The organism is Demequina sp. (assembly GCA_024707205.1).
Lineage (GTDB): Bacteria > Actinomycetota > Actinomycetes > Actinomycetales > Demequinaceae > Demequina.
This window is the reverse complement of the sequence record JANQAD010000001.1, coordinates 458,802-482,218: the sequence shown is the minus strand read 5'-3', so window position 1 is coordinate 482,218 and position 23,417 is coordinate 458,802. Positions and strand designations below refer to the sequence as shown.

The window sequence follows — 23,417 nt, the reverse complement described above, 5'->3', positions numbered from 1 at the left end:
TCCATGCAGATCACGTACTGGATAGTCGCTGGTGTGGTCGCAGCCGCGTTCCTCTTCGCCGGGACGTTCAAGATCGTCACGCCCAAGGAGAAGCTCAAGGCGTCGGGAATGAACTGGACGGACTTGTACTCTCAGTCCGCCGTGCGGGGCATCGGCACCGCCGAGGTTCTTGGCGCGATCGGCGTCATCGTGCCGCCGCTCACGGGGATCGCGGAGTGGCTCGCGCCCGTGGCCGCCGTGGGGTTGGCCATCGTCATGATCGGCGCGATCCGGGCCCACCGCAAACTCGGCGAACCGGTCATCGTGAACGTGATCCTGGGGCTGCTCGCGCTCGCGGCAGCGGTGCTTGGGTTCCTCGTCTGGGTCTAGCCCTGCGGATCGCGCCCTCGCGCGAGGTCGATCATCGCCTTCCCAGTGGCGCCCAGTTCCCTGATGTGGCCCCGGACGGTGTGCTCCGTGAGGATCGGCGGGGGATAGGCGCCCTGCGCGTCCAGCCCGAGCCGCTCACACAGCCACACGGCCCGCGGCACGTGGAACTCCTGCGTGGCGACGATCACCGAGTGGACCCCGAACTCGTCTCGCGCGCGGATGCAGCTCGAATAGGTGTCCACGCCAAGCCCATCCGCGACGATCGCCTCTGGCGGCACTCCGGCCGCCTCCGCCACCCGCCGCATGACCGCGGGCTCGCCGTAGCCTGACGAGTCAAACTCCGCGCCGCTCATGATGAGGCGATCCACGAGTCCGCTGCGGTACAGCCGCACACCGGTCACCACGCGCTCGCGCAGGAAGCGCGACGGCCGCCCGTCCGCCCACACGCGCGCACCCAAGACGAGCGCAGCGTCGGCGTGGTGGAAGTTGCCCGACGCTATGGGGTGGCGGGTGCCGACGGTCGCCAATCGCGCGGTGAGCGCGGGCGTCACGACGGCGACGGCCGCGCCGCCCAGGGCGGCGGCGGTCACGACGGCAAGGGACCGGTTGCTCACCCCTTGACCCTACGCGGCGCCCACGTGCGGGAAGCAGCCCGCTGCGGAACTAGCGCAGCGAGTTCCGCCACGCCGAATCCCCCCGACCGAGCGGCAGCATCAGCCGCCGCCCACGCATCGTGCGCGTCCGGTCCATCCAGGCTGAGGCGGGGTGGCCGGGCGTCTCAAAATCGTCTTCGCCGGAGCCCGCGACCGCGATCACCCCAGCGAGAAGCGCCGCGAGCTCCTCCTCGTCAACTGAGCCCCGCACGATCTTGAGCGCGGCCGCGGCGGCGAGCACAGCGTCGGCCCCGGCTCCGTTCGGAAACCCGCGGTCGCTCACAGCGGGATGTTTCCGTGCTTCTTGGGGGGCAGCGAGGCGCGCTTGGTGCGCAGGGCGCGAAGCGCGCGCACCACCTGGGCTCGCGTCTCCGAGGGCTCGATGACGGCGTCGACGTAGCCGCGGTCGGCCGCGTCGTAGGGGTTGACGATCGCGTCTTCGTATTCGGACACCAGCTCCGAGCGGCGGGCCTCGACGTCTCCGCCCTCGTCGGCGACCGCGGCGAGCGCGCGCCGCTGCAGGATGTTCACCGCACCCCCGGCGCCCATCACCGCGATCTGCGCGGTTGGCCACGCGAGGTTCACGTCCGCGCCCAGCTGCTTGGACGCCATGACGATGTAGGCGCCGCCGTAGGCCTTGCGCGTAATGACGGTGACGAGCGGAACCGTGGCCTCCGCGTAGGCGAAGATCAGCTTGGCGCCGCGGCGGATGATGCCCTGGTACTCCTGATCGGTGCCGGGCAGGAAGCCGGGGACGTCCACGAACGTGAGCACGGGGATGTTGAAGGCGTCGCACGTGCGCACAAAGCGGGCGGCCTTCTCGGCGGCCGAGATGTCCAGCGTGCCCGCCATCGACAGCGGCTGGTTCGCGACGATGCCGACCGAGTGGCCCTCGACGTGACCGAATCCCACCACGATGTTGGGAGCGAAGAGCGGCTGGATCTCGAAGAAGTCCCCCTCGTCGAGCACCGCGGAGATGACGTCCTTCATGTCGTACGGCTGGTTGTCGCTGTCCGGCACCAGAGTGTTGAGGGCAGTGTCGGTCTCTGTGGGCTCGAGGTCCGCCTCAAGCGACCACGCGGGCGGATCGCTCAGGTTGTTCTGCGGGAGGAACTGCAGCAGGTGCTGTACGTAATTGATCGCGTCGTCCTCGTCTGAGGCGAGGTAGTGAGCCACGCCGGACTTGACGTTGTGCGTCTGTCCGCCGCCGAGCTCCTCGAACGTGACCTCCTCGCCCGTGACGGCCTTGATCACGTCCGGCCCCGTGATGAACATCTGCGACGTGCCGTCCGCCATCACGATGAAGTCCGTGAGCGCGGGGGAGTACACCGCGCCGCCCGCGCTGGGCCCCAGGATGATTGAGATCTGCGGGATCACGCCGCTGGACGCCACGTTGCGGCGGAAGATCTCCGCGAACTGCGTGAGCGCCGCGACGCCCTCCTGAATGCGCGCGCCGCCGCCGTCGGAGATCCCAATCAAGGGCACTCCGGTGCGCAGCGCGAAGTCCTGGATCTTGGCGATCTTCTGCCCGTGCACCTCGCCCAGCGAGCCGCCGAACACGGTGAAGTCCTGCGAGTACACGGCCACCTGGCGGCCGTCGATGGTGCCGTAGCCGGTGACCACGCCGTCGCCGAACGGGCGGTTCTTCTCGAGCCCGAAGTTCTGCGAGCGGTGACGGGTGAGTCGGTCCAACTCCACGAACGAGCCCTCGTCGAGCAGGGCGTCCACGCGCTCGCGGGCGGTCTTCTTGCCGCGAGCGTGCTGCTTCTCCTTGGCGGTCGCCTCCGGGGTGGTTACGGCGGCGTCGGTCTTCTCGCGCAACTGCTCAAGGGCGGCTGCGGTGGTCTTTCGGGGTTCGGACACGTCACTCCCTTGGTGGCTGGCAGATAGCCTAGCCCCGTGAGTGAGGCCACGCCCGCAGCGATTGCGGCTTCTCGCGCGCCGCTGTCGCGCGCGGACTTCGACGACGTCGTCGGCCCCGGCCGCCCGCTGTCCCGCCTGGACATCGTGGCCACCTCTCCCTCGACCAACACCGCTCTTCTCGGTTACGTCACCAGCCGGCCCGACGGGTGGGGTCACCTGAGCGGCTACGTCGCCGACCATCAGACGGCCGGGCGGGGAAGGGCGGGCCGGTCGTGGGCGACGCCAGACCGCGCGGCCCTCACCGGCTCCTATGTGCTGCGGCCCGCCGTATCTCGCTCCGACTATGGCTGGGCGCCGCTCGTGGTGGGCCTCGCCACGGTGCGCGCGCTGCGTCGGATGGGCGTTGGCGCGTTCCTCAAGTGGCCCAACGACGTGGTGGTAGAGCACGGAGCGCGGGACATCCCCGAGTGGGGCCGGTGGCGCAAAGTCGTCGGCATCCTGTGCGAGACGGTTCCCGGACAGGACGCCATCGTCGCTGGTATCGGCATCAACGTGTCGCAGGACGCCGCCGAGCTGCCGGTGCCGCACGCGGCGTCGCTGGCAACGCTTGGGGCCTCATCACTTGACCGTGTGGCTCTTCTCCGTGCGCTTGCCGCCGAGCTCAGGGACGCGGTCGCCGCGTGGGAGCGCGGCGACGACATCCCCGCGATGGTGACCGACGCCTGTGCAACCCTGGGCTGGGAGGTGGCCGTCGATGTGCCGGCCGGCTCGCCAGTGAACGGAACCGCCATAGCCCTCACAGCGTCGGGCGGGCTCTTGGTGAGGACTGCCAACGGCGACCAGGAGGTGCTCGCGGGGGATGTGCGGGTGCGCCGTTCATCGACGCAGGGGCGCGCGTGAGGGAGCCGGCGCCGTCCATTGAGCGGATCGGCTCGGCGCGGCGAGCCTGGGTGAGCGTGAGGAACACGACCGCGATCTTCGCGCCGCTGTGGATTCTCAGCCTCTTTCTTGGCCCAGAGGCGGACAACGGCGACTGGGCGGACCTGACCTGGGTGGCGCTCGGGTCCATCTACTACGCGGTCGCGATTGTCGTAGTGCTGCCCGTCTTCGCGTTCACGTTGGGCCGGTGGATCGACAAGCGCACGTGGCGCAGCACCAGGAAGGCCGTGCTGACATTCGGCTACTACGGGCTCGCGTGGGGTGTGGTCGCGGTGGGGCTTTATGGATTCGGCGGCAACGCGAGCGGCGGGCTGCTGCTCTGGCTGCTCATCCCCGGAATCGCCGCCGCGGTTGCGCGGCTGCTGCTTGACGTCCGCAGCGTGAGCTGGACGATCATCTCCTGGGTGTTCTATGTGCTCGCGATGCTGCCGGTGCTCTACGTGCTGCTGATCCAGCTGACCGGCGGTTTCAACCTGGAGGTCTAGCCCTCCGCAGGCTCGATCAGGCCCTCGTCGTTGTTGCGCACGTTGCCAACGCGCTTATCGACGGCGTGCCACGTGAGTTCGGGGGCGGGATCGGCGATCGCCGCGAAGAGGTCGTCCTGAGTTGACTCCGGGTCCAGCCAGACGTCGACGTCGTCTCGCGTCAGCATGACCGGCTCACGGTCGTGGATCTGCTTCATCTCGCCGCGCGCTTCCGTGGTGACAATAGAGAAGGTCACGAGCCACGGGTCGTCCTTGGAGGGCCGCCACACCTCGGTGAGCCCGGCGAAGGCCAAGGGAGAGCCGTCCGCGGGGTGGATGAACTGCGGGACCTTGCGGTCTTCGGTCACCTGCCACTCGAAGTAGCCGTTGGCGGGCACGATGCAGCGCCGCTTGGCGAAGGCGTTCTTGAACGTCGGCTTCTCGGCGATCGTCTCCGCGCGCGCGTTGAACGCGCGCACACCGACCCCGGGGTCCTTTGCCCAGCCAGGCACCAAACCCCACTTGGCAAGCTCGGCCTCCCGGCCGTCGGGCCGCTGGCGAATGATGATGCCCTGCTGCATGGGGCCCAGGTTGAAGTTGGGCGGGAGCAGGCGAGCGTCGTCGGCGATGGTGGCGATGGCGAACGCGTCGACGAGCTCCTGCTCGGTGAGGAAGTTCGCGTAGCGGCCGCACATCCCCCCATCGTGGCACGGAGGTGTGACAGACGGTCGGGCGAGTTATCCACAATTCCTGTTGCGGGCATGCCCCCATGCCGCTACGTTCTCCGCATGGGGGAGACCCGATCGCCACGGTCGAGACCCGCGTGCGCGAGGAGATTCGCCGACGCGGGGTAGATCCCGTGCGCGACGCCGCCACGGTAAGGCTCCTGGTAGACGAGGTTCTCGCCGATTGGGACAAGCAGGCGCTCGCCGGCACTGTGGTGCCGGTCGCCAACAGGGCCGACGCTGCGCGCGCCGTGCTCTCGAACGTCTCGGGGCTCGGACCGCTCCAGCAGTACCTCGACGACCCCGAGGTCGAGGAGATCTGGATCAACCGGCCATCGCAGGTGTTTGTGGCGCGCCGCGGGGTGAGCGAGCTTACCCCCACCATCCTCACGGACGCGCAGGTGCGCGACCTCGTGGAGCACATGCTCAAGCTCTCGGGGCGGAGGCTCGACCTGAGTTCGCCGTTCGTCGATGCCTCGCTCCCCGGAGGCGAGAGGCTCCACGCAGTCATCCCGGACGTGACGCGCGAGTACTGGAGCGTCAACATCCGCAAGTACGTCGCGCGCGCCAACAACGTTGGCGACCTGGTCGCGCTCGGGACCATCACGGAACAGGCGGCGCGCTTCCTCGATGCGGCCGTCGCGTGCGGGCTCAACGTCCTCGTGGCCGGCGGCACGCAGGCCGGAAAGACCACCACGCTCGGTGCGCTCGCGGGTTCCATCCCCGCCCGCGAGCGCATCATCACATGCGAGGAGGTGTTCGAGCTCAGCCTCGCGCACCGGGATGTCGTTGGGCTCCAATGCCGTCAGCCCTCGCTTGAGGGAACCGGCGAGATCGACCTGCGCCGCCTGGTCAAGGAGGCGCTGCGCATGCGCCCCAGCCGCATCATCATCGGCGAGGTGCGCGAGGCAGAGAGTCTGGACATGCTCATCGCCCTCAACGCCGGAATCCCCGGCATGTGCACCATCCACGCCAACTCCGCGCGCGACGCCGTGGTCAAGATGTGCACGCTGCCGCTGCTGGCTGGCGAGAACGTCTCCGATCGCTTCGTGGTTCCCACCGTGGCGTCGGCCATCGACATCGTCGTGCACCTTGCGCTCGACGCGCGGGGCCGACGCAGGGTCACCGAGATCGTCGCTGTTCCTGGCCGCGTGGAGTCCGGCGTCGTCGAACTCGAGCAGCTCTTCATCAACCGTGGCAACGGACTGCAGCGCGCCGAGGGCTACCCGCCCCACCAGGAGCGCTTCGCGCGGAACGGATACCGCCTCACCGAACTGCTGGCGGTGTGACGTGTCGCTTCTTATCGGGCTCACGTTGGGGCTGGGACTGTTCCTGGTGTGGACGAGCTGCTGGGCGCCAACAGCGTCGGCCCCGCGCCGCGCCGATGGGTGGACGTCCCGCACGCAGGACCGCCTCACGCGAGCGGGAGCGCCGGGTGTCACGCCCGCGGCCCTCGTCACGGTCGCCGCGGTGGGTGCCGTTCTCGTCTTCCTGGTGGTAGCAGGGCTGACACGCGCCCCGGTTGTGGCGTTGTGCTTTGCCGTCATGGCCGCTCGCGCGCCCTTCGCGCTCGTCACCTCTCGCTCGCGCGCCAGGGTGCGCGCCACTCGCGCCGCATGGCCCGACGCTGTGGACCACCTCGCGGGCGGCATAAGGGCCGGCCTGTCGTTGCCGCAGGCGGTGGCGCAGCTGGGCACGCGCGGACCGGATGAGCTGCGGCCCGCCTTTGCCTCGTTCGCCGAGGACTTCCGTGCGACCGGCCGATTCAGTGAGTCGCTGGACGCGCTCAAGAACCGGCTCGCGGACCCCATCGCTGATCGCATCGTCGAGGCGCTCCGTGTCACGCGGGAGGTTGGCGGTACGGACGTCGGCACCATGTTGCGCACGCTCAGCGAGTTCCTGCGCGACGATGCGCGGGCCCGTGGGGAGCTCGAGGCGCGCCAGAGCTGGACCGTGAACGCGGCCCGCCTCGCGGTAGCCGCACCGTGGGTCGTGCTCGCCCTCCTCGCGACGAGGCCCGGGGGCGTGGAGGCGTACAACTCCGCCGCTGGAGCGACCGTGCTTGCCGCCGGGGCGATCGCCACCGCGTTCGCCTACCGACTGATGGTGTCGATCGGCCGCCTCCCAGACGAGGCGAGGGTGCTGCGATGACCGCCCTTGGGATCCTCGCGGCGCTCGCACTTGCGACCGGACTCGCGCTCATCTGGTCATGGATTGCAGCCCGTCGACCGTCGCTTGACGCGAGGCTCGCCCCCTACGTTCGGCCCGCGGACGGGCGAGCGTGGGCCGATCACGCGGCGGGGCAGAGGTTCGCCGTGGCGCGGCTCGTCGCGCCCGTGGTGCGGGATGCGGGACGCGTCCTCGAACGCTGGGGCTCATCTGCGGCCGACGTCCGCCTGAGGCTCGAGCGGAGCGGCTCTCGGCTCACCGTGGAGCAGTTCCGCGCGCAACAAGTGGCCTGGGGCGCGGTCGGTCTTGCGGGAGGGTTCGTGGCCGCGACGTCGCTGCGTGTGGCGCGCGGTGCCCCGCTCCCGACGCTGCTCATACTCGTCGGCGCCGCCGCGGTGGGCGGGGCGCTCGCGCGAGACGCTTGGCTGTCGCGCGCCGCAGCGCGCCGCGTTGCCCGCATCGTCGCGGAACTTCCGACGATCGCCGACCTCCTCGCGCTCTCCGTCACCGCCGGGGAAGGTGCGCGGGCCGCGCTCGAGCGGGTGGCGCGCTCAACGTCAGGCGCCCTACCGGAGGAGCTGCGCCGCGTTCTTGCCGACGCGCGATCCGGAGAGCCGCTGTCCCGCGCCCTGCACGCCATGGCGACCCGCACGGGGGCCCAGCCGCTGCAGCGGTTCGTCGACGGCATTGTCGCGGCACTCGATCTGGGGACGCCCCTGGCCGCCGTGCTGCGCGCCCAGGCGCACGACGCCCGCGTCGCCGGGCGCGAGCAGCTCATGGAGCAAGGGGGCAAGCGGGAGATCCTGATGCTCGTGCCAGTGGTCTTTCTAATTCTCCCGGTGACGATCGTGTTCGCGATCTACCCGGGGCTCGTTGCAATCCGATTGAGTAGTTAAGACAGAGGAGGGGAACCCATGAGGGGTGTCCGAAAGGTGCTGGCAGACGACCGAGGCGACGTGCCCGGCTGGGTGCTGATCACGTTGATGACGGCGGGGCTTGTGGCCGCGATTTGGGCCCTCGCCGGGCCCGCGCTTGCCGATGTTTTCAACACCGCGATCGACTCCGTCACGGGCGGCTGACGAGGGAAGCGCGGTCGTCGAGTTCGTGCTCGTCGGCGCGCTCCTCGTGATTCTTGCGGCGGGGCTGTTCCAGCTCACGCTCACCCTGCACGTGCGCAACATCCTGCTGTCGTCAGCCTCCGAAGGCGCGCACGTTGGCGCGCTCGCCGACCTCTCACCCTCCGACGGCGCCGCACGGGCATCACAGCTTGCCTCGGCGGCACTCGGCGGCCTGGACGTGGCCGCCGAGGCTCGCAGCGTCGAGTCGGGCGACGGCGAACTCGTGGAGGTGACGCTGACCGCTCCGGTGCCGGTGCTCGGCATGTTCGGCGTGGGCAGCATGACCGTCACGGCGCACGCGATCATGGAGGGCGGCGATGGGTGATCGGTGGCGGTCTGACGAGGGCAGCGCCGTCGTCGAGTTTGTGTTTCTCTCAGTCGTGCTGCTCGTGCCCATCGTGTATCTGGTGCTCACCCTTGCGGCGGTGCAGTCCGCCGCGTTCGCGGCCGAGGCCGTAGCGCGCGATGCGAGCAGGGCCGCGGTGGTGGGAGGAATCGATGCGCTGCACGACGGCGCCTCGTACTCGCGAGCGGAGAACGCCGCTCGGGAGCGGGCCGCGGCCGCAGTGGAGACGACGCTCACAGACTTCCATCTAGACCAGGACGACGCGGAGGTCGAGCTGGCATGTGACGCCACCCCGTGCCTCACGCCCGGATCCGACGTCACCGTGGATGTCACGGTTCGTGTCGCCCTCCCGGGAATCGGGGCGCTCGTGCCGCGCGCCCTGGTCAGCGTCAGTTCCTCGGGCTCCTCGCCAGTGGACGGGTACCTCCCGTGAGACGAGACCGGCTGAAAGACGACGAGGGCACGATCATGCTGCTCACGCTCGGCTTTGTGGTTCTCGCGCTGCTCCTGGTGCTGGTTGTGGCCGCAGCCACGCAAGTGCACCTGCAGCGCATGCGGCTCACGCACGTCGCGGACGAGCTCGCGCTCGACGCCGCAGACTCACTTGACGTTGCGGGCTACTACAACGGCACGCTTGAGGCGCCCAGTGACGAGGGAGTGGTGGGCCTCGCCGAGGTGGAGGTGGAGCGCGCCGCTCGGGCGCGGGTCGACGCTGCATCAGCGCGGGCGGGGCTGCCGCCAACGGAAGTGGTGGAGGCAACGACGGACGACGACTTCACCGCCACCGTCACCGTGCGTACCCGGGTGCACCCGCTGTTCGGGATAGACGCGCTGCTGCCCTTCGCGGACGGGGTGACGCTTACGGCGACGTCGAGCGCGAGGGCCTACTGAGCGTCGGGCCGCTGACCGCAACTGCGCCCGGCCGCCTGCCGCCTGCCGCTGGAATGGTGTCTCAGTGTCGCGAAAACGCGAGTTGGACGCACTCAGAGCCCATTCCAGGCGCTGAAGAGCGCGCTGCGGGTTCGGGCCCTGCGACTCGCCGCGCTCGCGCAGGATGATAGCCGGGAGGTCCGGACACAGCAGAAGGGCGGCCCCGGTTGCCCGGGACCGCCCTTCCGTGAGAGGTAGAACTACGCCTTGACGGCGCCGTCCATGATGCCTCGCACAATCTGACGTCCCGCGATGAACAGCAGGATGATGACCGGGATCGTCGCAAGGAACGAGCCCGTCAGAATAATGGAGGTCTTCGGCACCGAGCCAGCACGGAGGTTGTGCAGCGCGGGGCCGATGGTCTGCCACGTGGAGCCGCCGACCGCGACCAGCGCCCACACGTACTCGTTCCAGGCGCCAACCGCCGCGATGAGGCCGAGCACGCCGAGCGCTGGGCGCAGCGTGGGAAGCACGATCGCGGTGTAGACGCGGAACGTGGAGGCTCCGTCAACGGTGGCGGACTCGATGATCTCGTCCGGGATCGCGTCCTCGATGAACTGGCGCATATAGAAGACGCCGAACGCCGAGACCAGCGACGGTACCGTCACCGCGAACAGGGTGCCGATCCAGCCGATCTTGTCCATGATCTGGTACAGACCCACGATGCCCAGCTGTGCGGGAATCGTGAGCGTCAGCACCACGAAGTAGAACAGCGGGTCGCGGCCGCGGAAGCGGAGCTTCGCGAACGCGAAGCCGGCGAGCGAGCAGAAGAACAGCGTGCCTGCGACCACCACGGCGACCACGACGAGCGAGTTCGCCGCGGACCTGAGGAAGTTCACCGAGTCGTACGAGGGGTACGACGGCTCGCTGCCTCCGTTGATGAGGTTCCAGTTGAAGGAGAAGTACGGTCCCGGCTTCCACGTGGGGAAGCCGTCTACGTAGACCTTGTCTTCCTTCCACGTGGAGATGATGCCCGCCCAGTACACCGGCCAGAAGCCGATGAGCAGCACGAACGACAGGAGCACGTAGTTGACCCAGCCTGCGGGGGTGTCCTGGGGCGAACGTCCAAGGAGGGCCGGGCTGTTCTGCTTGACCTCGGCTTGAGGAGCCTCGGGCGCATCAAGGGTAGGGGCGCTCACTTGCGGCCTCCGATCTTGTTGGACAGCCAGCCGTTCATGGCGGCGACGATGACGACGACGATGAACAGGATCCATGACATGGCGCCCGCGTAGCCGAAGTTATTGTCGCCCCAGCCTGTGTGCCAGATGAGTTGCGAGACTGTTCTCCAGATGTGCGAGTTGCCGCCACCGTCTCCGGACGCCGGATTTATGTCGAACTGCACCGGCTCGGCGAAGAGTTGCAGGGAGCCGATGGTCGATAGCACCACCGTGAAGATCACCATGGGGCGGATCATCGGGACGGTGATGGACCACAGCTGGCGCCAGGCGCCGGCGCCGTCAAGCGCCGCGGCCTCGTAGACGTCCTTGGGGATGGACTGCATCGCCGCCAAGTACAGCAGGGCGTTGTAGCCGGTCCACTTCCAGTCGATCATGATGACGAGCGCGAGCCATGAGGACCATCGCTCTTGTCGCCAGTCGATGCCGTCGATCGTGTTGCCACCGTATGTGGACTGCACGTTGAAGATGCTCAGGATCCAGTTGGCCTGGCCGCCCTCCTTGGCGAAGAACGTGGAGAACACGATGGACGAGGCGACGATCGGCGTGATGTAGGGCACGAGGATGCCCACGCGGAACACCGACTGCGCCCTCAGCCTGCGGTTGAGCAGCGCGGCGAGAATGAGCGCCAGGATCAGCTGCGGCACCGCCGAGAGGATGAACAGGCCGAACGTGTTGAACATGGCCTGCCAGAAGTCGAAGGCCGTCAGGGTCTTCTCGAAGTTCTGGAGTCCAACCCAACGCTGCGTGAACAGGTTGGTGGATGTGCCGTCGCGGCTCACCGGGTACTCGAAGCGGAACGTCTGGAAAGAGATCAGACCGCTGTAGACGATCGGGAAGATGCCGAACGCGACGAAGAGTATGAAGAACGGGGAAATCAGAACGTAGGGGACGACGGCGTGGTCGAACCGGGCCCAGATGGACGACTTAGGTCCACGAGAGCGACGCGGTGCGTCCGGTGCGCCGTCCGTGCCTGCAGCGTTGGCCTGTGGAGCCTCGACGCTATTGGCGGACATGTGCTACCTCCATTGGTAATGAATGCTCGCAATCCGATGTTAGTGCTCGCCACGCAAAACGGGGGCAGGTCTTGCGACCCGCCCCCGTCCGCATAGTGACGTGGTTCGGATTACGCGGCAGCGTCCGCCTTCTGAGCGGCAGCGACAGCAGCGTCCCAAGCGTCTTCGGGCTTGATCTTGCCGGCCTGGACGTCGTTCAGCACACCCTGAACAGCGGTGGAAACCGCGGAGTTCTTGGGGGCGTAGTAGATCGGGCCAGGGATGTCGGCAGCGGTCTTCGTGAAGATCTGGCCAACAGGAGCGTTCGAGAAGAACTCGTTCTTGAAGTCCAGGATGGACGGGTCGGTGTACAGCGACTCCTGCGAAGGCAGGTTACCGACCGTCTTGAAGATCGTGATCTGCTGCTCAGGCTGGATGAGCCACTCGACGAAGTTGTAAGCCTCCTGCGTCGTGTGCTCGTCGTACTGGGCCGGAACGGTCCACCACGAGCCACCCCAGTTACCGCCAGGTCCGGGGATGTCAGCGATGTCCCACTTGCCGGAGGTCTCAGGAGCCTGGCCCTGGATGTAACCCATCATCCACGCGGGGCAGGCGAGAACGGCGAAGGAGCCGTTCGCGAAGCCCGTGTTCCAGTCGTCAGACCAGAGCGCGATGTTGCCGGACAGACCAGCGTTGATCACGTTCATGGCAACGTCGAACGCCGGCTTGTTGGAGTCCATGTCCAGCTCGTTGTTCTTGTTGTAGTACGCGAAGCCAGTGCCGAGCTGAGTCTGAACAGGGTTCAGGATGTTGGTGGCGTTGTCCACCCAGTGCTTCTTCTTGTCGTTGATGCCGGCCTGGTACTGCTCGCCAGCCTTGATGAAGCCGTCCCACGTGTCGCCGATGAGGGCGTTCACGCCAGCCTCGTCGGTGGGCAGGCCAGCCTCGCCGAACAGGTCAGTGCGGTAGCAGAGGGCGAGACCGCCGACGTCCGTGCCGAGACCAATGGTCACCGACTCGTCCGCGTTGGAGGCCGAGGCCCACTTCCACGGGAGGTAGTTCTCCTTGTACTTGCCAGCACCGAGGTCGAGCAGGTTGACGAAGCCGTCAGCCTGGGCGACGAAGCCGGTGATGTAGCCCTCGTCGATGGCCGCGACGTTCGCAGCGCCGGAGCCGGCGATGAGCGCCTGCGTCAGAGCGTCGTGCTGTGCGGCGTAGTCACCGATGTTGGTCTTGATCGTGACCCACGGGTGGTCCTTCTCGTACGCAGCGATCAGCGTGCCATCCTCAAGACCGAAGTTGCCCCAGTAGTTCACGTTCAGGGTGACAGGAGTCTTGTCGACCGGAGCCGCCGAGGTCGCGGAGGGCGAACTGGTGGGCTCTTCGGAGGAGGAGCAGGCGGAGAGCAGGAGCGCCGAGGCCGTACCAACAGCGAGCACCGTCGCCGTACGGGATCGAGTCCACTTCATTGTTGAATCCCCTTTGGTTCATGCGGCGCCCCCTCGTTGGGACGCAATGCCACTGTAGCGTCACGCAAATCGTTTCGAGCGCCCGCTGGGTCACGGATTGGTTACGATCCGGGCGCCTATTGGAAACGTTTCGAGTTACTCGCCAGTTAGCGAGCGTTTGCCACCAGCGAGTTGACCGAAACGAGCACATTCGGGGCCAGGAATGCGTCGGGTTCCACTTCGCGGTCCGACGCTATGGTCACCACCGCGCGGTCGTCCGGCAGGAGAGTGAGCAGGGCCGTATCGGCGACGGCGCCCGGGTCCACCTTGTCGGCGAGCACGGTCAGGTCCCGCACGAATCCGGTGGCGCGCAGCTCGATCCGGTACCCGCCGTCGACGCGACTGGCGGTGGCCGTGAACGGCGCCGCCACGTACGCGATGTCCTTGTCCTCCGCGAACGTCCAGACCGCGCGCACGTGGTCCATGTCTCCCGGGTAGCCGGCGTCGGCAACCAGGACCTCGCCGGTCGCGTCCACGGCTGCGAGCACGTGAGACGGCACCTCGATGGTCACGGTCTCGCGGGGTCCCGCGCTCAGGAACGCCGTGGCCACCGCGAGCTCCGTGCCGTCGAGCGCCATGCGCGTGAAGGTGAGCGTCTCGCTCCACCTGGCGTCGGTGTCATTCACCGCGACAAGGTGAGCCGCTCCGCCCACGGCGAGCGACCCGTCGGCCCCACGGGGCTGGAAGGTGAGCAGGCGAGGGGCGAAGACCTTCTTGAGCGCGTAGTAGAGAGGCTTGGGCCTCTCCTCTCCGTCGATAGCCGCCCAAGACGTCACGGGCCAGCAGTCGTTGAGCTGCCACACGATCGCGCCCGCGGTGTGCGGCCACCACGAGCGGTAGTGGGCGATGCCGAACTCGATCGCGCGCGCCTGGTTCAGCGACGTGATCCAATGCCAGGTCTCGAAGTCGTCGCTGTCCGGCAGATGTGGCACGTAGCCGGCGAGCAGCTTGTCGTTGCCGCGGTCGGCCTTCTGGTGCGCGAGCCACACGTCCGAGGTCTTGTCGAAGCCCTCCGCCGGCAGGTTCTCGAGCATCGTGGCCCACGTCGCGGGCCCCTGGAAGCCGAACTCGGAGCAGAAGCGCGGCGCGTAGTCCGCGTAGTGCGTGTAGTCGACCTGGTTCCAGACCTTCCACTCGTGCACGGTGCCCACGGTGGGGTCGTTCGGGTAGACCGTCTCGTCGTATGGGTGCGTCGAGAACGGGGAGGACGGCGTGTAGGGGCGCGTGGGGTCCAACTCGCCGAGGATGGCGGGCAGGATCTCCTCGTAGTACTTCTGGCCCCAGCCCTCGAGTCCCGCGGCGGCCATGGCCTGCTGCCAGCCCCAGTCCCACCAGCCCCACACGTTCTCGTTGGAGCCGTTGTAGATGACCAGTGATGCGTGCGGGGCGAGGCGAGTGACGTTCTCGCGCACCTCGGCCTCGACCTCCGCGACCGTCTCCGCGTCCTCGGCGTAGGCGGCGCATGCGAACAGGAAGTCCTGCCACACCATCACGCCGCGCTCGTCGCACACGTCAAAGAAGTCGTCCGTCTCGTAGATGCCGCCGCCCCACACGCGCAGCAGGTTCATGTTCGCGGCGAGGGCTTGGTCCACGCGCCGCTCGAGGCGCTCTCGCGTGATGCGCGTCATGAGGTGGTCGTCGGGAATCCAGTTGGCGCCCTTGACGAACACCTTGGTGCCGTTGACCACAAAGGTGAACGCGCCGTCGGCCTTATCGATCGTGACGGTCCTGAAGCCAATGCGGCGCTCAAACGTGTCGAGGTGCTCGTCGGCGCTGTGCAGCTCAACCGTCAGGTTGTGGAGCGTGGGCTCGCCGTAGCCGGCCGGCCACCACAGGGCGGCGTTCGGCACTTCAACCCTCACGCTGCCCGACGCTGTGGCCGGGTCGATCTCCACCCTCGCCTCCGCGGAGCCCACCTTGGCAACCACGGTGAGCGGAGCGTCGGACTCCCTCTCGATCTCGACGTGCACGGTGACGACTCCCGTGGTGCCCTCGACGGTCACGAGGGGCCGAACGCTCGCGAGCCGGGCAACGCGCCAGCGCTCGATGCGAACGCCCTTCCAGATGCCGGCCGTCTGCAGGTCTGGCCCCCAGTCCCAGCCAAACGAGCACGCCATCTTGCGGATCGCGTTGAACGGGTGCGGGTAGACACGGCCCTTCGCGAGGATCTCCTCAGGGTCGCCGTCGATGAGGCCCTGACGCGCCGCCTCGGCCATGAGCTTCTCGCTCGGCTGCGGGCGCGGCCGGTCGCCGAGGCGCTCCTCCCTGGCGAGCGCGTATTCCAGCGCGGAGTCGAAGTCCACCTCGAGGCGGTTGTCGCCCGCGTTGAGCGCCTCGCGGGCATCGAAGCGGTAGGAGCGGTGCATGTTCGCGGTGCGGCCGAGTTCGCGGCCATTGAGGCTGATGGTCGCGACCGTGTCCAGGCCGTCGAAGACGAGGTCCACGCGCTCGCCCTCGGTGGGCTCCGTGGCGGCGAAGTTGGTGGCGTAGCGCCAGTCGCAGCGCCACATCCACTGCAGGTCCCGCTCGTTGGTGCCAAAGTACGGGTCCGGGATCAGGCCCGCCCGCAGCAGGTCAACGTGGGTGGAACCCGGCACCTCCGCCTCGATGGTCGCTCCCGAGATCGGTGCCGGCGCGTCGCCGCCGATGTGGGTGAGGTTCCAGCCCTCGGTGAGGGAATTGGCGATGATCGTCACAGCGTGAGGCCTTCCAAGGTGGGTGGAGAACCCAAGTCTGCCACGGCGTCGGGCCCCCGGAACTTGGGTACTTAGGTCCCATGCGTTTGGCCGCGGAGGCGCCTAAGTTGGAATCAACACAGAGTGGTTCCACCACCTTGGGAGGCAGACATGACAATCGAGACCGTCAACCCCGGCGCTATCAGCGACTCCGACGACCCGCGTGCGCACGCATGGAGGGGCTTCACCGCTGGCGAGTGGTGCGACTCCATCGACGTGCGCGGATTCATCCAGGCGAACTACACCCCGTACGAGGGCGACGGTTCGTTCCTCGCTAGCGCCACCGAGCGCACCAAGGGGGTTTGGGACAAGCTCAGCGCGATGTTCCCCGAGGAGCGCGAGAAGGGCGTCTACGACGTCGATTGGCAGACGCCGGCCTCGATCACGTCTCACGGGCCCGGGTACATCGACAAGGAGAACGAGGTCATCGTCGGCCTCCAGACCGACGCCCCGCTGAAGCGCGCGATCATGCCGTTCGGCGGCTGGCGCATGGTGGTCAAGGAGCTCGAGACCTACGGCTACCCCGTTGACCCCGAGCTCGAGAAGATCTTCAGCCAGTACCGCAAGACGCACAACGATGGCGTCTTCGACGTGTATCCCCCCAACGTGCGCGCGGCGCGCTCCTCCCACATCGTCACCGGGCTGCCCGACGCTTACGGGCGCGGCCGCATCATCGGCGACTACCGGCGCGTGCCCCTGTACGGCGTCGACGCGCTCATCGAGGCGAAGAAGGTCGACCGCATGGAGCTCGACATGGAGCGCTCCACCGAGGACGTGATTCGCGACCGCGAGGAGAACTCCGAGCAGATCAAGGCGCTGCGCGAACTGAAGCAGATGGCCGCGTCGTACGGCTTCGACATCTCGCGCCCGGCCGCGACGGCTCGCGAGGCGGTCCAGTGGCTGTACTTCGCGTACCTCGCCGCGGTGAAGGAGCAGAACGGGGCGGCCATGTCCCTTGGCCGCACGTCGACGTTCATCGACGTCTTCATCGAGCGCGATCTCGTGGCGGGCGTGATCACTGAGTCTGAGGCTCAGGAGATCATCGACGACTTCGTCATCAAGCTGCGGATCGTGCGCTTCCTGCGCACCCCGGAATACGACTCGCTGTTCTCCGGCGACCCCACCTGGGTCACCGAGACGATCGGCGGCATGGGAGAGGACGGGCGCTCCCTCGTGACGCGCACGTCGTTCCGCTATCTCCAGACCCTCTACAACCTGGGCCCGGCCCCGGAGCCGAACCTCACGGTGTTCTGGTCCGATCGCCTGCCCGAGGGCTTCAAGGAGTTCTGCGCGCAGGTCTCCATCGACACGTCCGCGATCCAGTACGAGTCCGACGAGCTCATCCGTCCCGCTTGGGGCGACGACAGCGCCATCGCGTGCTGCGTCTCCGCGATGTGCGTGGGCAAGCAGATGCAGTTCTTCGGCGCTCGCGTGAACCTCGCCAAGGCGATGCTCTACGCGATCAACGGCGGCAGGGACGAGGTCTCCGGCAAGCAGGTGGCCCCCGTGTCCGCTCCCGTCGCCGGCGACGTCCTCGACTACGACGAGGTCTACGCGGCCTTCGACAAGCTCATGGACTGGCTCGCAGAGACCTATGTGGACGCGCTCAACTGCATCCACTACATGCACGACAAGTACGCCTACGAGCGCATCGAGATGGCCCTTCACGACAAGACCATCCTGCGCACCATGGCCTGCGGCATCGCCGGCCTGTCCGTGGCAACCGACTCGCTGTCCGCGATCAAGTACGCGCGCGTCACCCCAGTTCGGGACGAGTCCGGCCTGGTAATCGACTACATCGTCGACGGCGAGTACCCCACGTACGGCAACGACGACGACCGCGCAGACGACATCGCCGTCGACCTGGTTGGCCGCTTCATGGACAAGATCCGCAAGCAGCCCACCTACCGCAACGCCACGCACACGCAGTCCGTGCTCACGATCACGTCGAACGTGGTCTACGGCAAGGCGACCGGCAACACCCCCGACGGTCGGCGCGCGGGCGAGCCGTTCGCCCCAGGTGCCAACCCGATGAATGGACGCGACAACCACGGCGTCCTAGCGTCGGCCCTCTCCGTGGCGAAGCTGCCTTACGACCAGGCCCAGGACGGCATCTCGCTCACCACCACGGTGACCCCTTCCGGCCTTGGCCGCAACAAGTCGGAGCAGGTCAAGAACCTGGTGGGCATCCTGGACGCGTACAACGTGTCGCATGGCTTCCACGTCAACGTCAACGTGCTCAACCGCGAGACGCTCGAGGACGCCATGGAGCACCCGGAGAAGTACCCGCAGCTCACGATCCGCGTGTCAGGCTATGCGGTGAACTTCGTTCGCCTCACGCGCGAGCAGCAGCTCGACGTGCTGAGCCGGACGTTCCACGCTGGGCTCTAGCCCGGTCCGCCTCCTTCCCCGGGGAGCTGTCATGAATGAACCAGTGCTGCTGTCGCCGCCCATGCACGTGGCCGACGCCGAGCTCGCCGCGTCCGAAGAGCTGCGAGATCACCTCACGGGATCGGTGCACTCGTGGGACCTCTCCACGGGCGTCGACGGCCCCGGCACGCGAATGACGCTGTTCATGGCGGGCTGCGGCATGCGCTGCCAGTACTGCCAGAACCCGGACACGTGGCGCATGCGCGACGGGGTGCGGCACACCGTTGACGAGGTCATGGAGCGGGTCACCAGGTACGCGACCATCATGAAGGTCACGGGTGGGGGCTTGACTGTCAGTGGCGGCGAGCCGCTGCTGCAGGCGCGCTTCGTGATGAATGTGTTCAAGCGCTGCAAGGACTTGGGGATTCACACGGCGCTGGACACCGCCGGGCTGCTGGGCTCTCGCCTGTCTGATGACGACCTCAACTACGTGGACCTCACGCTCCTCGACATCAAGTCCGGGCTGCCGGAGACCTATCAGCGGGTCACGGGCGGCCCTTGCAGCCGACTCTCGACTTCGCCGAGCGGCTGTCGCGGCTGGGCAAGACCATGTGGATCCGGTTCGTGCTGGTACCAGGGCTGACGGACGCTGAGGAGAACGTGGAGGCGATCGCTTCTTTCGTTGAGACCTTGGATGCCGTGGAACGGCTCGAGGTGCTGCCGTTCCACCAGCTGGGCCGCGAGAAGTGGGAGCTCACGGGCGAGCCCTACCTGCTTGGAGACACCCGCTCGCCGTCCCCGGAGCTCGTGGACCGGGTGCGCGGGCAGTTCCTCGCGCACGGCATCAACGCCATGTAACTGCCCGACGCTTGGGCGGGGTATGGCGCTCGGGTGACCAAAGCGTCGGCCCCCCGAAAGCTCCGCACGGTTGCTGTGACAGATGTGACTCACACTGGCGGTTGGGGCGTTTTTGGCGTCACTTCAGCCCCACCTGTCACACGTTCCGTGCGGAGCCTACGGGGCGCGCATCCCCCGCTAAAGCGGGCGCCGGGCCGCACCTCAGTAGCGGCCCGACGCCCACACCTGTTACGCGGTCAGGGCAGCCGCAAGCTCGTCGAAGACGCGCACGTACTCGTCCACGGCCTCGAAGGTGTGGACAACGGACAGCGTCCACTCCTCCTCGCGGCCGGGCGTCATGAAGATCCCGTGGTTCATGTTCCACAGCCACGCGAGGTCGCACAGCGGGACGTCCTGGTTCTCCTTGAACGTCTCGTAGTCGACGACCTTGGTGGTGGAGAAGGTGACACAGCCCTTGGAGCCGATGCCGATCGCGTACCCCGGAAGGTCGTACTTCTCGATGACGGCCTGGCAGCCGCCGACGATGCGGTCGTTGAGCGCGGCGAGGTGCTCGTAGGCCTCGGGAGTGAGGACCTCCTCGAGCGAGGCGCGCGCGGCGACCATCGACAGCGGGTTCCCGTTGTACGTGCCCACTTGGTAGACGGTGCCGTCCTCGACAACCGCCATGACCTCTTCGGTGCCGCCGATGGCCCCGGACGGCAGCCCGCCGCCGAGCACCTTGGCGAGCGTCACCATGTCCGGCAGCACGCCGAACTTCTCCGTGGCGCCGCCCGCCGCGATCGCGAGGCCGGTCTTGACCTCGTCGAAGATCAGCACGATGCCATGGCGGCGCGTGATATCCCGCACGGCCTCGAGGTAGCCGGGCTCGGGGAGGACCACGCCCAGGTTCATCATGGCGGCCTCCATGATCACGCAGGCGGGCAGGCGTCCCTCGGCCGCGAGGCGCTCAATGCGACGCTCCATCGCGCCAGCGTCGTTGAACGGCACCGCGATCGTCATGTCGACAACGGCCTGCGGGATGCCGGCGCCGTAAGGCAACGAGGCGTAGTTCTCGCGGTCGCCGATCTTGTCGTACTCCACGCCGATCGAGACCATCACGGTGTCGTGGTGCCCGTGGTAGGAGCCGAAGATCTTCATCACCGTGTCGCGGCCGGTGAAGGCGCGGGCGATGCGGATGGCGTCCATCGTGGCCTCGGACCCCGAGTTGGTGAACCGCCACTTTGGCAGGCCCCAGCGTCGGGCCAGCTCGTCGGCGACGATCACCGAGTCCTCAGTCGCCACGCCAAAGTGGGTGCCGAGCGGGAAGCGCTTGGCGACGGCCTCGCCGATCGCGGGGTGCGCGTGCCCCTGCACCATCGAGCCGAATCCGTTGTGGAAGTCGTAGTACTCGTTGCCGTCCACATCCGTGATGCGGTCGCCCGCGCCCGACGCGATGTAGATGGGCCACGGGTCACGCCCCTGGTAGGACGACGCAACGCCGCCGCTCAGGTGCTGCGACGCGTGCTCGTACATCTCGCGCGACTTCTGGGTGTTGTTGTTGAGCAGTTCCGTCTGTTCCGCGATCAGCTGGTTGATGCGTTCGCGGTCAAGGGTGATGGCCATGATGCCTCCGCCCACCCGGCCTGGCAGTGGGCTGCAGTGCTTGAGGTAGTCCCCGCCGCCGGCCTGGCGCTGGTGGGGCATAGCAACTGTGCCGTCGCCAGGGTATCGCCCTTGGATGCCCGACGCCACGCGTCAGTGATCTGGGTGCGGCACCTTTCGCACGTCGAGGCCATCGATGCCTTCGAAGTCGCGCGGGTTGCAGGTGTAGAGCGGTACGTTCAGGGCGATGGCCGACGCTGCGATGAGGGCGTCATATGCGCGCGCCTTCGTCGTGCGCCCCTGGGCTCTGAGTGATGCGGCCACCCCACCGAACGCCCTCGCCGCTGCGGCGTCAAATGGGACGGCGTCGAAGTCAGACTCGGCCTGCTGCAGATGCGCCTGGCGTGCGGCGCGCTCTGCGTCTGAAGAGGCGACTAGCGGTCCCACCGAGAGTTCGGCCAGCGTGATCGCACTGATCATTGGGGTGCGAGGCAGGTCGGCTGGGTCCGCGATGCGGCCGAGCAGGATGAGGGTGGAGGTGTCGAGTAGTCCGCGCTCGGCGGGCGTCTTGATCACAGGCCGGGATCCAGCACTGTGTCGACGTCGGCGCGCAGAGCCTCGGGATCCACGACGGGAAGTGCGCGCCGTCTCGCGATGAGCTCTTCCGCAGTCACGCCCTGCGGGGCCAGGGGTCGCAGTTGCGCGACGGCCACCCCGTCGCGCGTGACCACGAGCGACTCGCCGCGTGTGACGCGATCGAGCACGTCGCCGCCGTGATTTCGCAGTTCACGTACCGTCACGTTCGCCATAGCTCAAGTGTATCACCGGTGAGACATAGCCGCGATGTTGCCTCTACTTGCCAAGCTGCCACCGCGTCGGGTTGGATTCTCCTTGGAGCCGCCCCCGCGCGGCGCCCCGACAGGGAGTGATAACCCGTGGGTGCCACGGTATTCGAACGCCATGCACCGAACGACGAAGTTGTGCGCGCCGCGCTCGCGGACTCCCGCCTAACCCCGTTCTGGCTCGACGACATCGCTCGTCCCTCGTTCCCGCGTCTCGACACCGACGCCGACGCGGATCTCGTCATCGTCGGCGGCGGTTTCTCGGGTCTGTGGACGGCGGTGCTCGCCAAGGAGCGCGATCCCAACCGGTCCGTCATCCTGCTGGAGGCTCGGCGCGTGGCCTGGGCGGCGTCGGGCCGCAACGGCGGGTTCTGCGACGCCAGCCTCACGCACGGCGAGGAGAACGGCGAGCGTCGCTGGCCCGACGAGATGCCGGAACTCACGCGCCAGGGCCTCAAGAACCTCGACGAGTATCAGGCGACTGTCGAGCGCTACGGGATGGACGTCGACTTTGAGCGCAACGGCTACCTGCAGGTGGCCACCGAGCCGCATCAGGTGCAGTGGCTGGGCCCGGACGCGCTGAGCGCCGAGGCCACCCGGGCGCTGGTGAATTCGCCCACCTACCAGGGTGGATTACTGGAGAAGGGCGCGTACGCGCTGGTGCATCCGGCCAAGATGGCGGCGGAGCTCGCGCGCGTGGCCACCGATCTTGGCGTCCAGATCTTCGAGTTCACTCCCGTTCGCTCGCTTGAGGACGGCCCGACGCTGGTGACAGACCGCGGCCGCGTCACCGCCCGCCGGGTTGCGTTGGGCACGAATGCGTTCCCGGCGCTGCTGAAGCGCAACCGGCTCATGACCGTGCCCGTGTACGACTACGTGCTGGTCACTGAGCCGCTTTCGGCCGCGCAGATGAAGAGCATCGGCTGGGAGGGGCGGTTTGGCATCGGCGACTCGAGCAACCAGTTCCACTACTACCGGCTCACCGCCGACAACCGCATCCTCTTTGGCGGCTACGACGCGATCTACCACCCGGGCCGCAAGGTTCGGCGCGCGTATGAGGACCGACCGGAGAGCTATCAGAAGCTCGCGTCACACTTCCTCACCACGTTCCCTCAGCTGGAGGGAGTGACGTTCACCCACCGCTGGGCCGGGGCCATCGACACGTGCACGCGGTTCTGCGCCTTCTTTGGGACCGCGCGCAAGGGGACGGTCGCGTACGCGGTGGGCTTCACCGGGCTGGGCGTTGGCGCCACTCGCTTTGGCGCGAACGTGATGCTCGATCTCCTGGACGGCGACGAGACCGAGCGGACGCAGCTGCAGATGGTGCGCGAGCGGCCGGTGCCGTTCCCGCCGGAGCCTCTCGCGGCCGCAGGCATCGCCGCGACCCGCTGGTCGCTTGACCGCGCGGACCACAACAAGGGCAAGCGCAACCTGCTGCTCAAGACCCTGGACGCGGTCGGCATGGGGTTTGACTCGTGAGCGGTGAAATGAACATGGTCCCTGGTAAGCGATATGGCGCGGACGCTGAGGGCGCGCTCGGCGAGTGGCGCGGAGCCGAGGTCGGCGTGTGGGTCTGCGAGCCCGGCGTCTACCCCGACACGGAGGCCGAGGAGGTGTTCGTGGTGCTCGAGGGCGACGCGACCGTGGAGTTCAACGAGCCGGCGCTGCCGGCGATCGACATTGGGCCGGGCAGCGTGGTCCGGCTCGAGGAGGGGATGCAGACGGTGTGGACCGTCCGCGAGACCCTCCGCAAGGTGTACCTCAGTTAACAATGAAG

General features: G+C 67.7%; 26 protein-coding genes. 15 read left to right on the top strand and 11 right to left on the bottom strand.

The features are described 5' to 3' along the window. Window positions 1-3 precede the first annotated feature (3 nt). Window positions 4-369: a DoxX family protein gene (locus NVV57_02470; GenBank protein ID MCR6711614.1), complete on the top strand. Its 366-nt coding sequence runs from the start codon at window positions 4-6 to the stop codon at window positions 367-369. On the opposite strand, the gene NVV57_02465 is transcribed toward NVV57_02470, so the two are convergent. Genes NVV57_02465 through NVV57_02455 form a run of 3 tightly spaced genes read right to left on the bottom strand, consistent with a single transcriptional unit; the run spans window position 366 to window position 2,885 of the window. Then, window positions 366-983 (bottom strand): YdcF family protein, encoded by a 618-nt coding sequence (locus tag NVV57_02465; GenBank protein MCR6711613.1) that lies wholly within the window; start codon window positions 981-983, stop codon window positions 366-368. The two genes, NVV57_02470 and NVV57_02465, sit on opposite strands and share 4 nt — an antisense overlap. A gap of 49 nt (window positions 984-1,032) precedes the next feature. After that, window positions 1,033-1,305: an acyl-CoA carboxylase subunit epsilon gene (locus tag NVV57_02460; protein ID MCR6711612.1), complete on the bottom strand. Its 273-nt coding sequence runs from the start codon at window positions 1,303-1,305 to the stop codon at window positions 1,033-1,035. Continuing rightward, a complete protein-coding gene (locus NVV57_02455) occupies window positions 1,302-2,885 on the bottom strand; it encodes an acyl-CoA carboxylase subunit beta (protein MCR6711611.1) in 1,584 nt (527 codons plus the stop codon). The genes NVV57_02460 and NVV57_02455 overlap by 4 nt, the downstream gene beginning before the upstream one ends. 36 nt (window positions 2,886-2,921) lie before the next feature. Between NVV57_02455 and NVV57_02450 the strand changes: the two genes are divergently transcribed. Beyond that, the gene (locus NVV57_02450; GenBank protein MCR6711610.1) at window positions 2,922-3,785 is read left to right on the top strand and encodes a biotin--[acetyl-CoA-carboxylase] ligase; all 864 of its coding nucleotides are present in this window, start codon (window positions 2,922-2,924) and stop codon (window positions 3,783-3,785) included. Window positions 3,786-3,841: 56 nt separating this feature from the next. Next, complete coding sequence (locus tag NVV57_02445; protein MCR6711609.1) at window positions 3,842-4,309, top strand: hypothetical protein; 468 nt, start codon at window positions 3,842-3,844, stop codon at window positions 4,307-4,309. Here NVV57_02445 and NVV57_02440 read toward each other — a convergent pair. Beyond that, window positions 4,306-4,983 carry an SOS response-associated peptidase gene (locus tag NVV57_02440; GenBank protein ID MCR6711608.1) on the bottom strand — a complete coding sequence of 226 codons (678 nt, stop codon included), beginning with the start codon at window positions 4,981-4,983 and terminating at the stop codon, window positions 4,306-4,308. The genes NVV57_02445 and NVV57_02440 overlap by 4 nt on opposite strands. 74 nt (window positions 4,984-5,057) lie before the next feature. On the opposite strand from NVV57_02440, the gene NVV57_02435 reads away from it, so the two are divergent. The 7 genes from NVV57_02435 to NVV57_02405 are packed head-to-tail and all read left to right on the top strand — an operon-like array spanning window position 5,058 to window position 9,537. Continuing rightward, window positions 5,058-6,302 carry an ATPase, T2SS/T4P/T4SS family gene (locus tag NVV57_02435; protein ID MCR6711607.1) on the top strand — a complete coding sequence of 415 codons (1,245 nt, stop codon included), beginning with the start codon at window positions 5,058-5,060 and terminating at the stop codon, window positions 6,300-6,302. Between the two features lies 1 nt (window position 6,303). Next, a complete protein-coding gene (locus NVV57_02430; GenBank protein ID MCR6711606.1) occupies window positions 6,304-7,164 on the top strand; it encodes a type II secretion system F family protein in 861 nt (286 codons plus the stop codon). Continuing rightward, complete coding sequence (locus tag NVV57_02425; protein ID MCR6711605.1) at window positions 7,161-8,078, top strand: type II secretion system F family protein; 918 nt, start codon at window positions 7,161-7,163, stop codon at window positions 8,076-8,078. Before NVV57_02430 ends, NVV57_02425 begins: the two co-directional genes overlap by 4 nt. A gap of 18 nt (window positions 8,079-8,096) precedes the next feature. After that, a complete protein-coding gene (locus tag NVV57_02420; protein MCR6711604.1) occupies window positions 8,097-8,261 on the top strand; it encodes a hypothetical protein in 165 nt (54 codons plus the stop codon). Next, window positions 8,221-8,625, top strand: coding sequence for a pilus assembly protein (locus tag NVV57_02415; protein ID MCR6711603.1), 405 nt, complete (start codon window positions 8,221-8,223; stop codon window positions 8,623-8,625). The genes NVV57_02420 and NVV57_02415 overlap by 41 nt, the downstream gene beginning before the upstream one ends. Continuing rightward, window positions 8,618-9,079, top strand: a complete 462-nt coding sequence (locus NVV57_02410; GenBank protein MCR6711602.1) for a pilus assembly protein — start codon at window positions 8,618-8,620, stop codon at window positions 9,077-9,079. Before NVV57_02415 ends, NVV57_02410 begins: the two co-directional genes overlap by 8 nt. Next, entirely contained in the window at window positions 9,076-9,537 is a 462-nt protein-coding gene (locus NVV57_02405) for a pilus assembly protein TadG-related protein (GenBank protein ID MCR6711601.1), read from the top strand. The genes NVV57_02410 and NVV57_02405 overlap by 4 nt, the downstream gene beginning before the upstream one ends. Before the next feature lie 239 nt (window positions 9,538-9,776). Here the strand turns inward: NVV57_02405 and NVV57_02400 are convergent, their stop codons facing one another. From NVV57_02400 to NVV57_02385, 4 genes are all read right to left on the bottom strand, one after another. Continuing rightward, window positions 9,777-10,715 (bottom strand): carbohydrate ABC transporter permease, encoded by a 939-nt coding sequence (locus NVV57_02400; protein MCR6711600.1) that lies wholly within the window; start codon window positions 10,713-10,715, stop codon window positions 9,777-9,779. Then, window positions 10,712-11,767, bottom strand: a complete 1,056-nt coding sequence (locus NVV57_02395; protein ID MCR6711599.1) for a sugar ABC transporter permease — start codon at window positions 11,765-11,767, stop codon at window positions 10,712-10,714. Before NVV57_02395 ends, NVV57_02400 begins: the two co-directional genes overlap by 4 nt. A 110-nt stretch (window positions 11,768-11,877) precedes the next feature. After that, complete coding sequence (locus NVV57_02390; protein MCR6711598.1) at window positions 11,878-13,215, bottom strand: extracellular solute-binding protein; 1,338 nt, start codon at window positions 13,213-13,215, stop codon at window positions 11,878-11,880. Window positions 13,216-13,361: 146 nt separating this feature from the next. After that, the gene (locus NVV57_02385; protein ID MCR6711597.1) at window positions 13,362-15,950 is read right to left on the bottom strand and encodes a glycoside hydrolase family 2 protein; all 2,589 of its coding nucleotides are present in this window, start codon (window positions 15,948-15,950) and stop codon (window positions 13,362-13,364) included. Window positions 15,951-16,100: 150 nt separating this feature from the next. On the opposite strand from NVV57_02385, the gene pflB reads away from it, so the two are divergent. From pflB to NVV57_02370, 3 genes are read left to right on the top strand one after another with little or no spacing between them, the layout of a single operon-like run. Then, the gene (gene pflB / locus NVV57_02380; GenBank protein MCR6711596.1) at window positions 16,101-18,380 is read left to right on the top strand and encodes a formate C-acetyltransferase; all 2,280 of its coding nucleotides are present in this window, start codon (window positions 16,101-16,103) and stop codon (window positions 18,378-18,380) included. 31 nt (window positions 18,381-18,411) lie between these two features. After that, on the top strand, window positions 18,412-19,002 hold the full coding sequence (locus NVV57_02375; protein ID MCR6711595.1) for a 4Fe-4S cluster-binding domain-containing protein: 591 nt from the start codon (window positions 18,412-18,414) through the stop codon (window positions 19,000-19,002). Next, a complete protein-coding gene (locus NVV57_02370; protein MCR6711594.1) occupies window positions 18,969-19,217 on the top strand; it encodes a hypothetical protein in 249 nt (82 codons plus the stop codon). Before NVV57_02375 ends, NVV57_02370 begins: the two co-directional genes overlap by 34 nt. Window positions 19,218-19,445: 228 nt before the next feature. Here NVV57_02370 and NVV57_02365 read toward each other — a convergent pair whose 3' ends face one another. From NVV57_02365 to NVV57_02355, 3 genes are read right to left on the bottom strand one after another with little or no spacing between them, the layout of a single operon-like run. Then, complete coding sequence (locus NVV57_02365) at window positions 19,446-20,900, bottom strand: aspartate aminotransferase family protein (GenBank protein MCR6711593.1); 1,455 nt, start codon at window positions 20,898-20,900, stop codon at window positions 19,446-19,448. A 51-nt stretch (window positions 20,901-20,951) separates the two neighbouring features. Next, on the bottom strand, window positions 20,952-21,374 hold the full coding sequence (locus NVV57_02360) for a type II toxin-antitoxin system VapC family toxin (GenBank protein ID MCR6711592.1): 423 nt from the start codon (window positions 21,372-21,374) through the stop codon (window positions 20,952-20,954). Then, on the bottom strand, window positions 21,371-21,607 hold the full coding sequence (locus NVV57_02355; GenBank protein ID MCR6711591.1) for a type II toxin-antitoxin system prevent-host-death family antitoxin: 237 nt from the start codon (window positions 21,605-21,607) through the stop codon (window positions 21,371-21,373). Before NVV57_02355 ends, NVV57_02360 begins: the two co-directional genes overlap by 4 nt. Window positions 21,608-21,733: 126 nt before the next feature. Between NVV57_02355 and NVV57_02350 the strand changes: the two genes are divergently transcribed. Together NVV57_02350 and NVV57_02345 are read left to right on the top strand one after the other, a co-directional pair. Then, entirely contained in the window at window positions 21,734-23,119 is a 1,386-nt protein-coding gene (locus NVV57_02350) for an FAD-binding oxidoreductase (GenBank protein MCR6711590.1), read from the top strand. After that, the gene (locus NVV57_02345; protein MCR6711589.1) at window positions 23,116-23,409 is read left to right on the top strand and encodes a cupin domain-containing protein; all 294 of its coding nucleotides are present in this window, start codon (window positions 23,116-23,118) and stop codon (window positions 23,407-23,409) included. The genes NVV57_02350 and NVV57_02345 overlap by 4 nt, the downstream gene beginning before the upstream one ends. The last annotated feature ends 8 nt before the right edge of the window (window positions 23,410-23,417 follow it).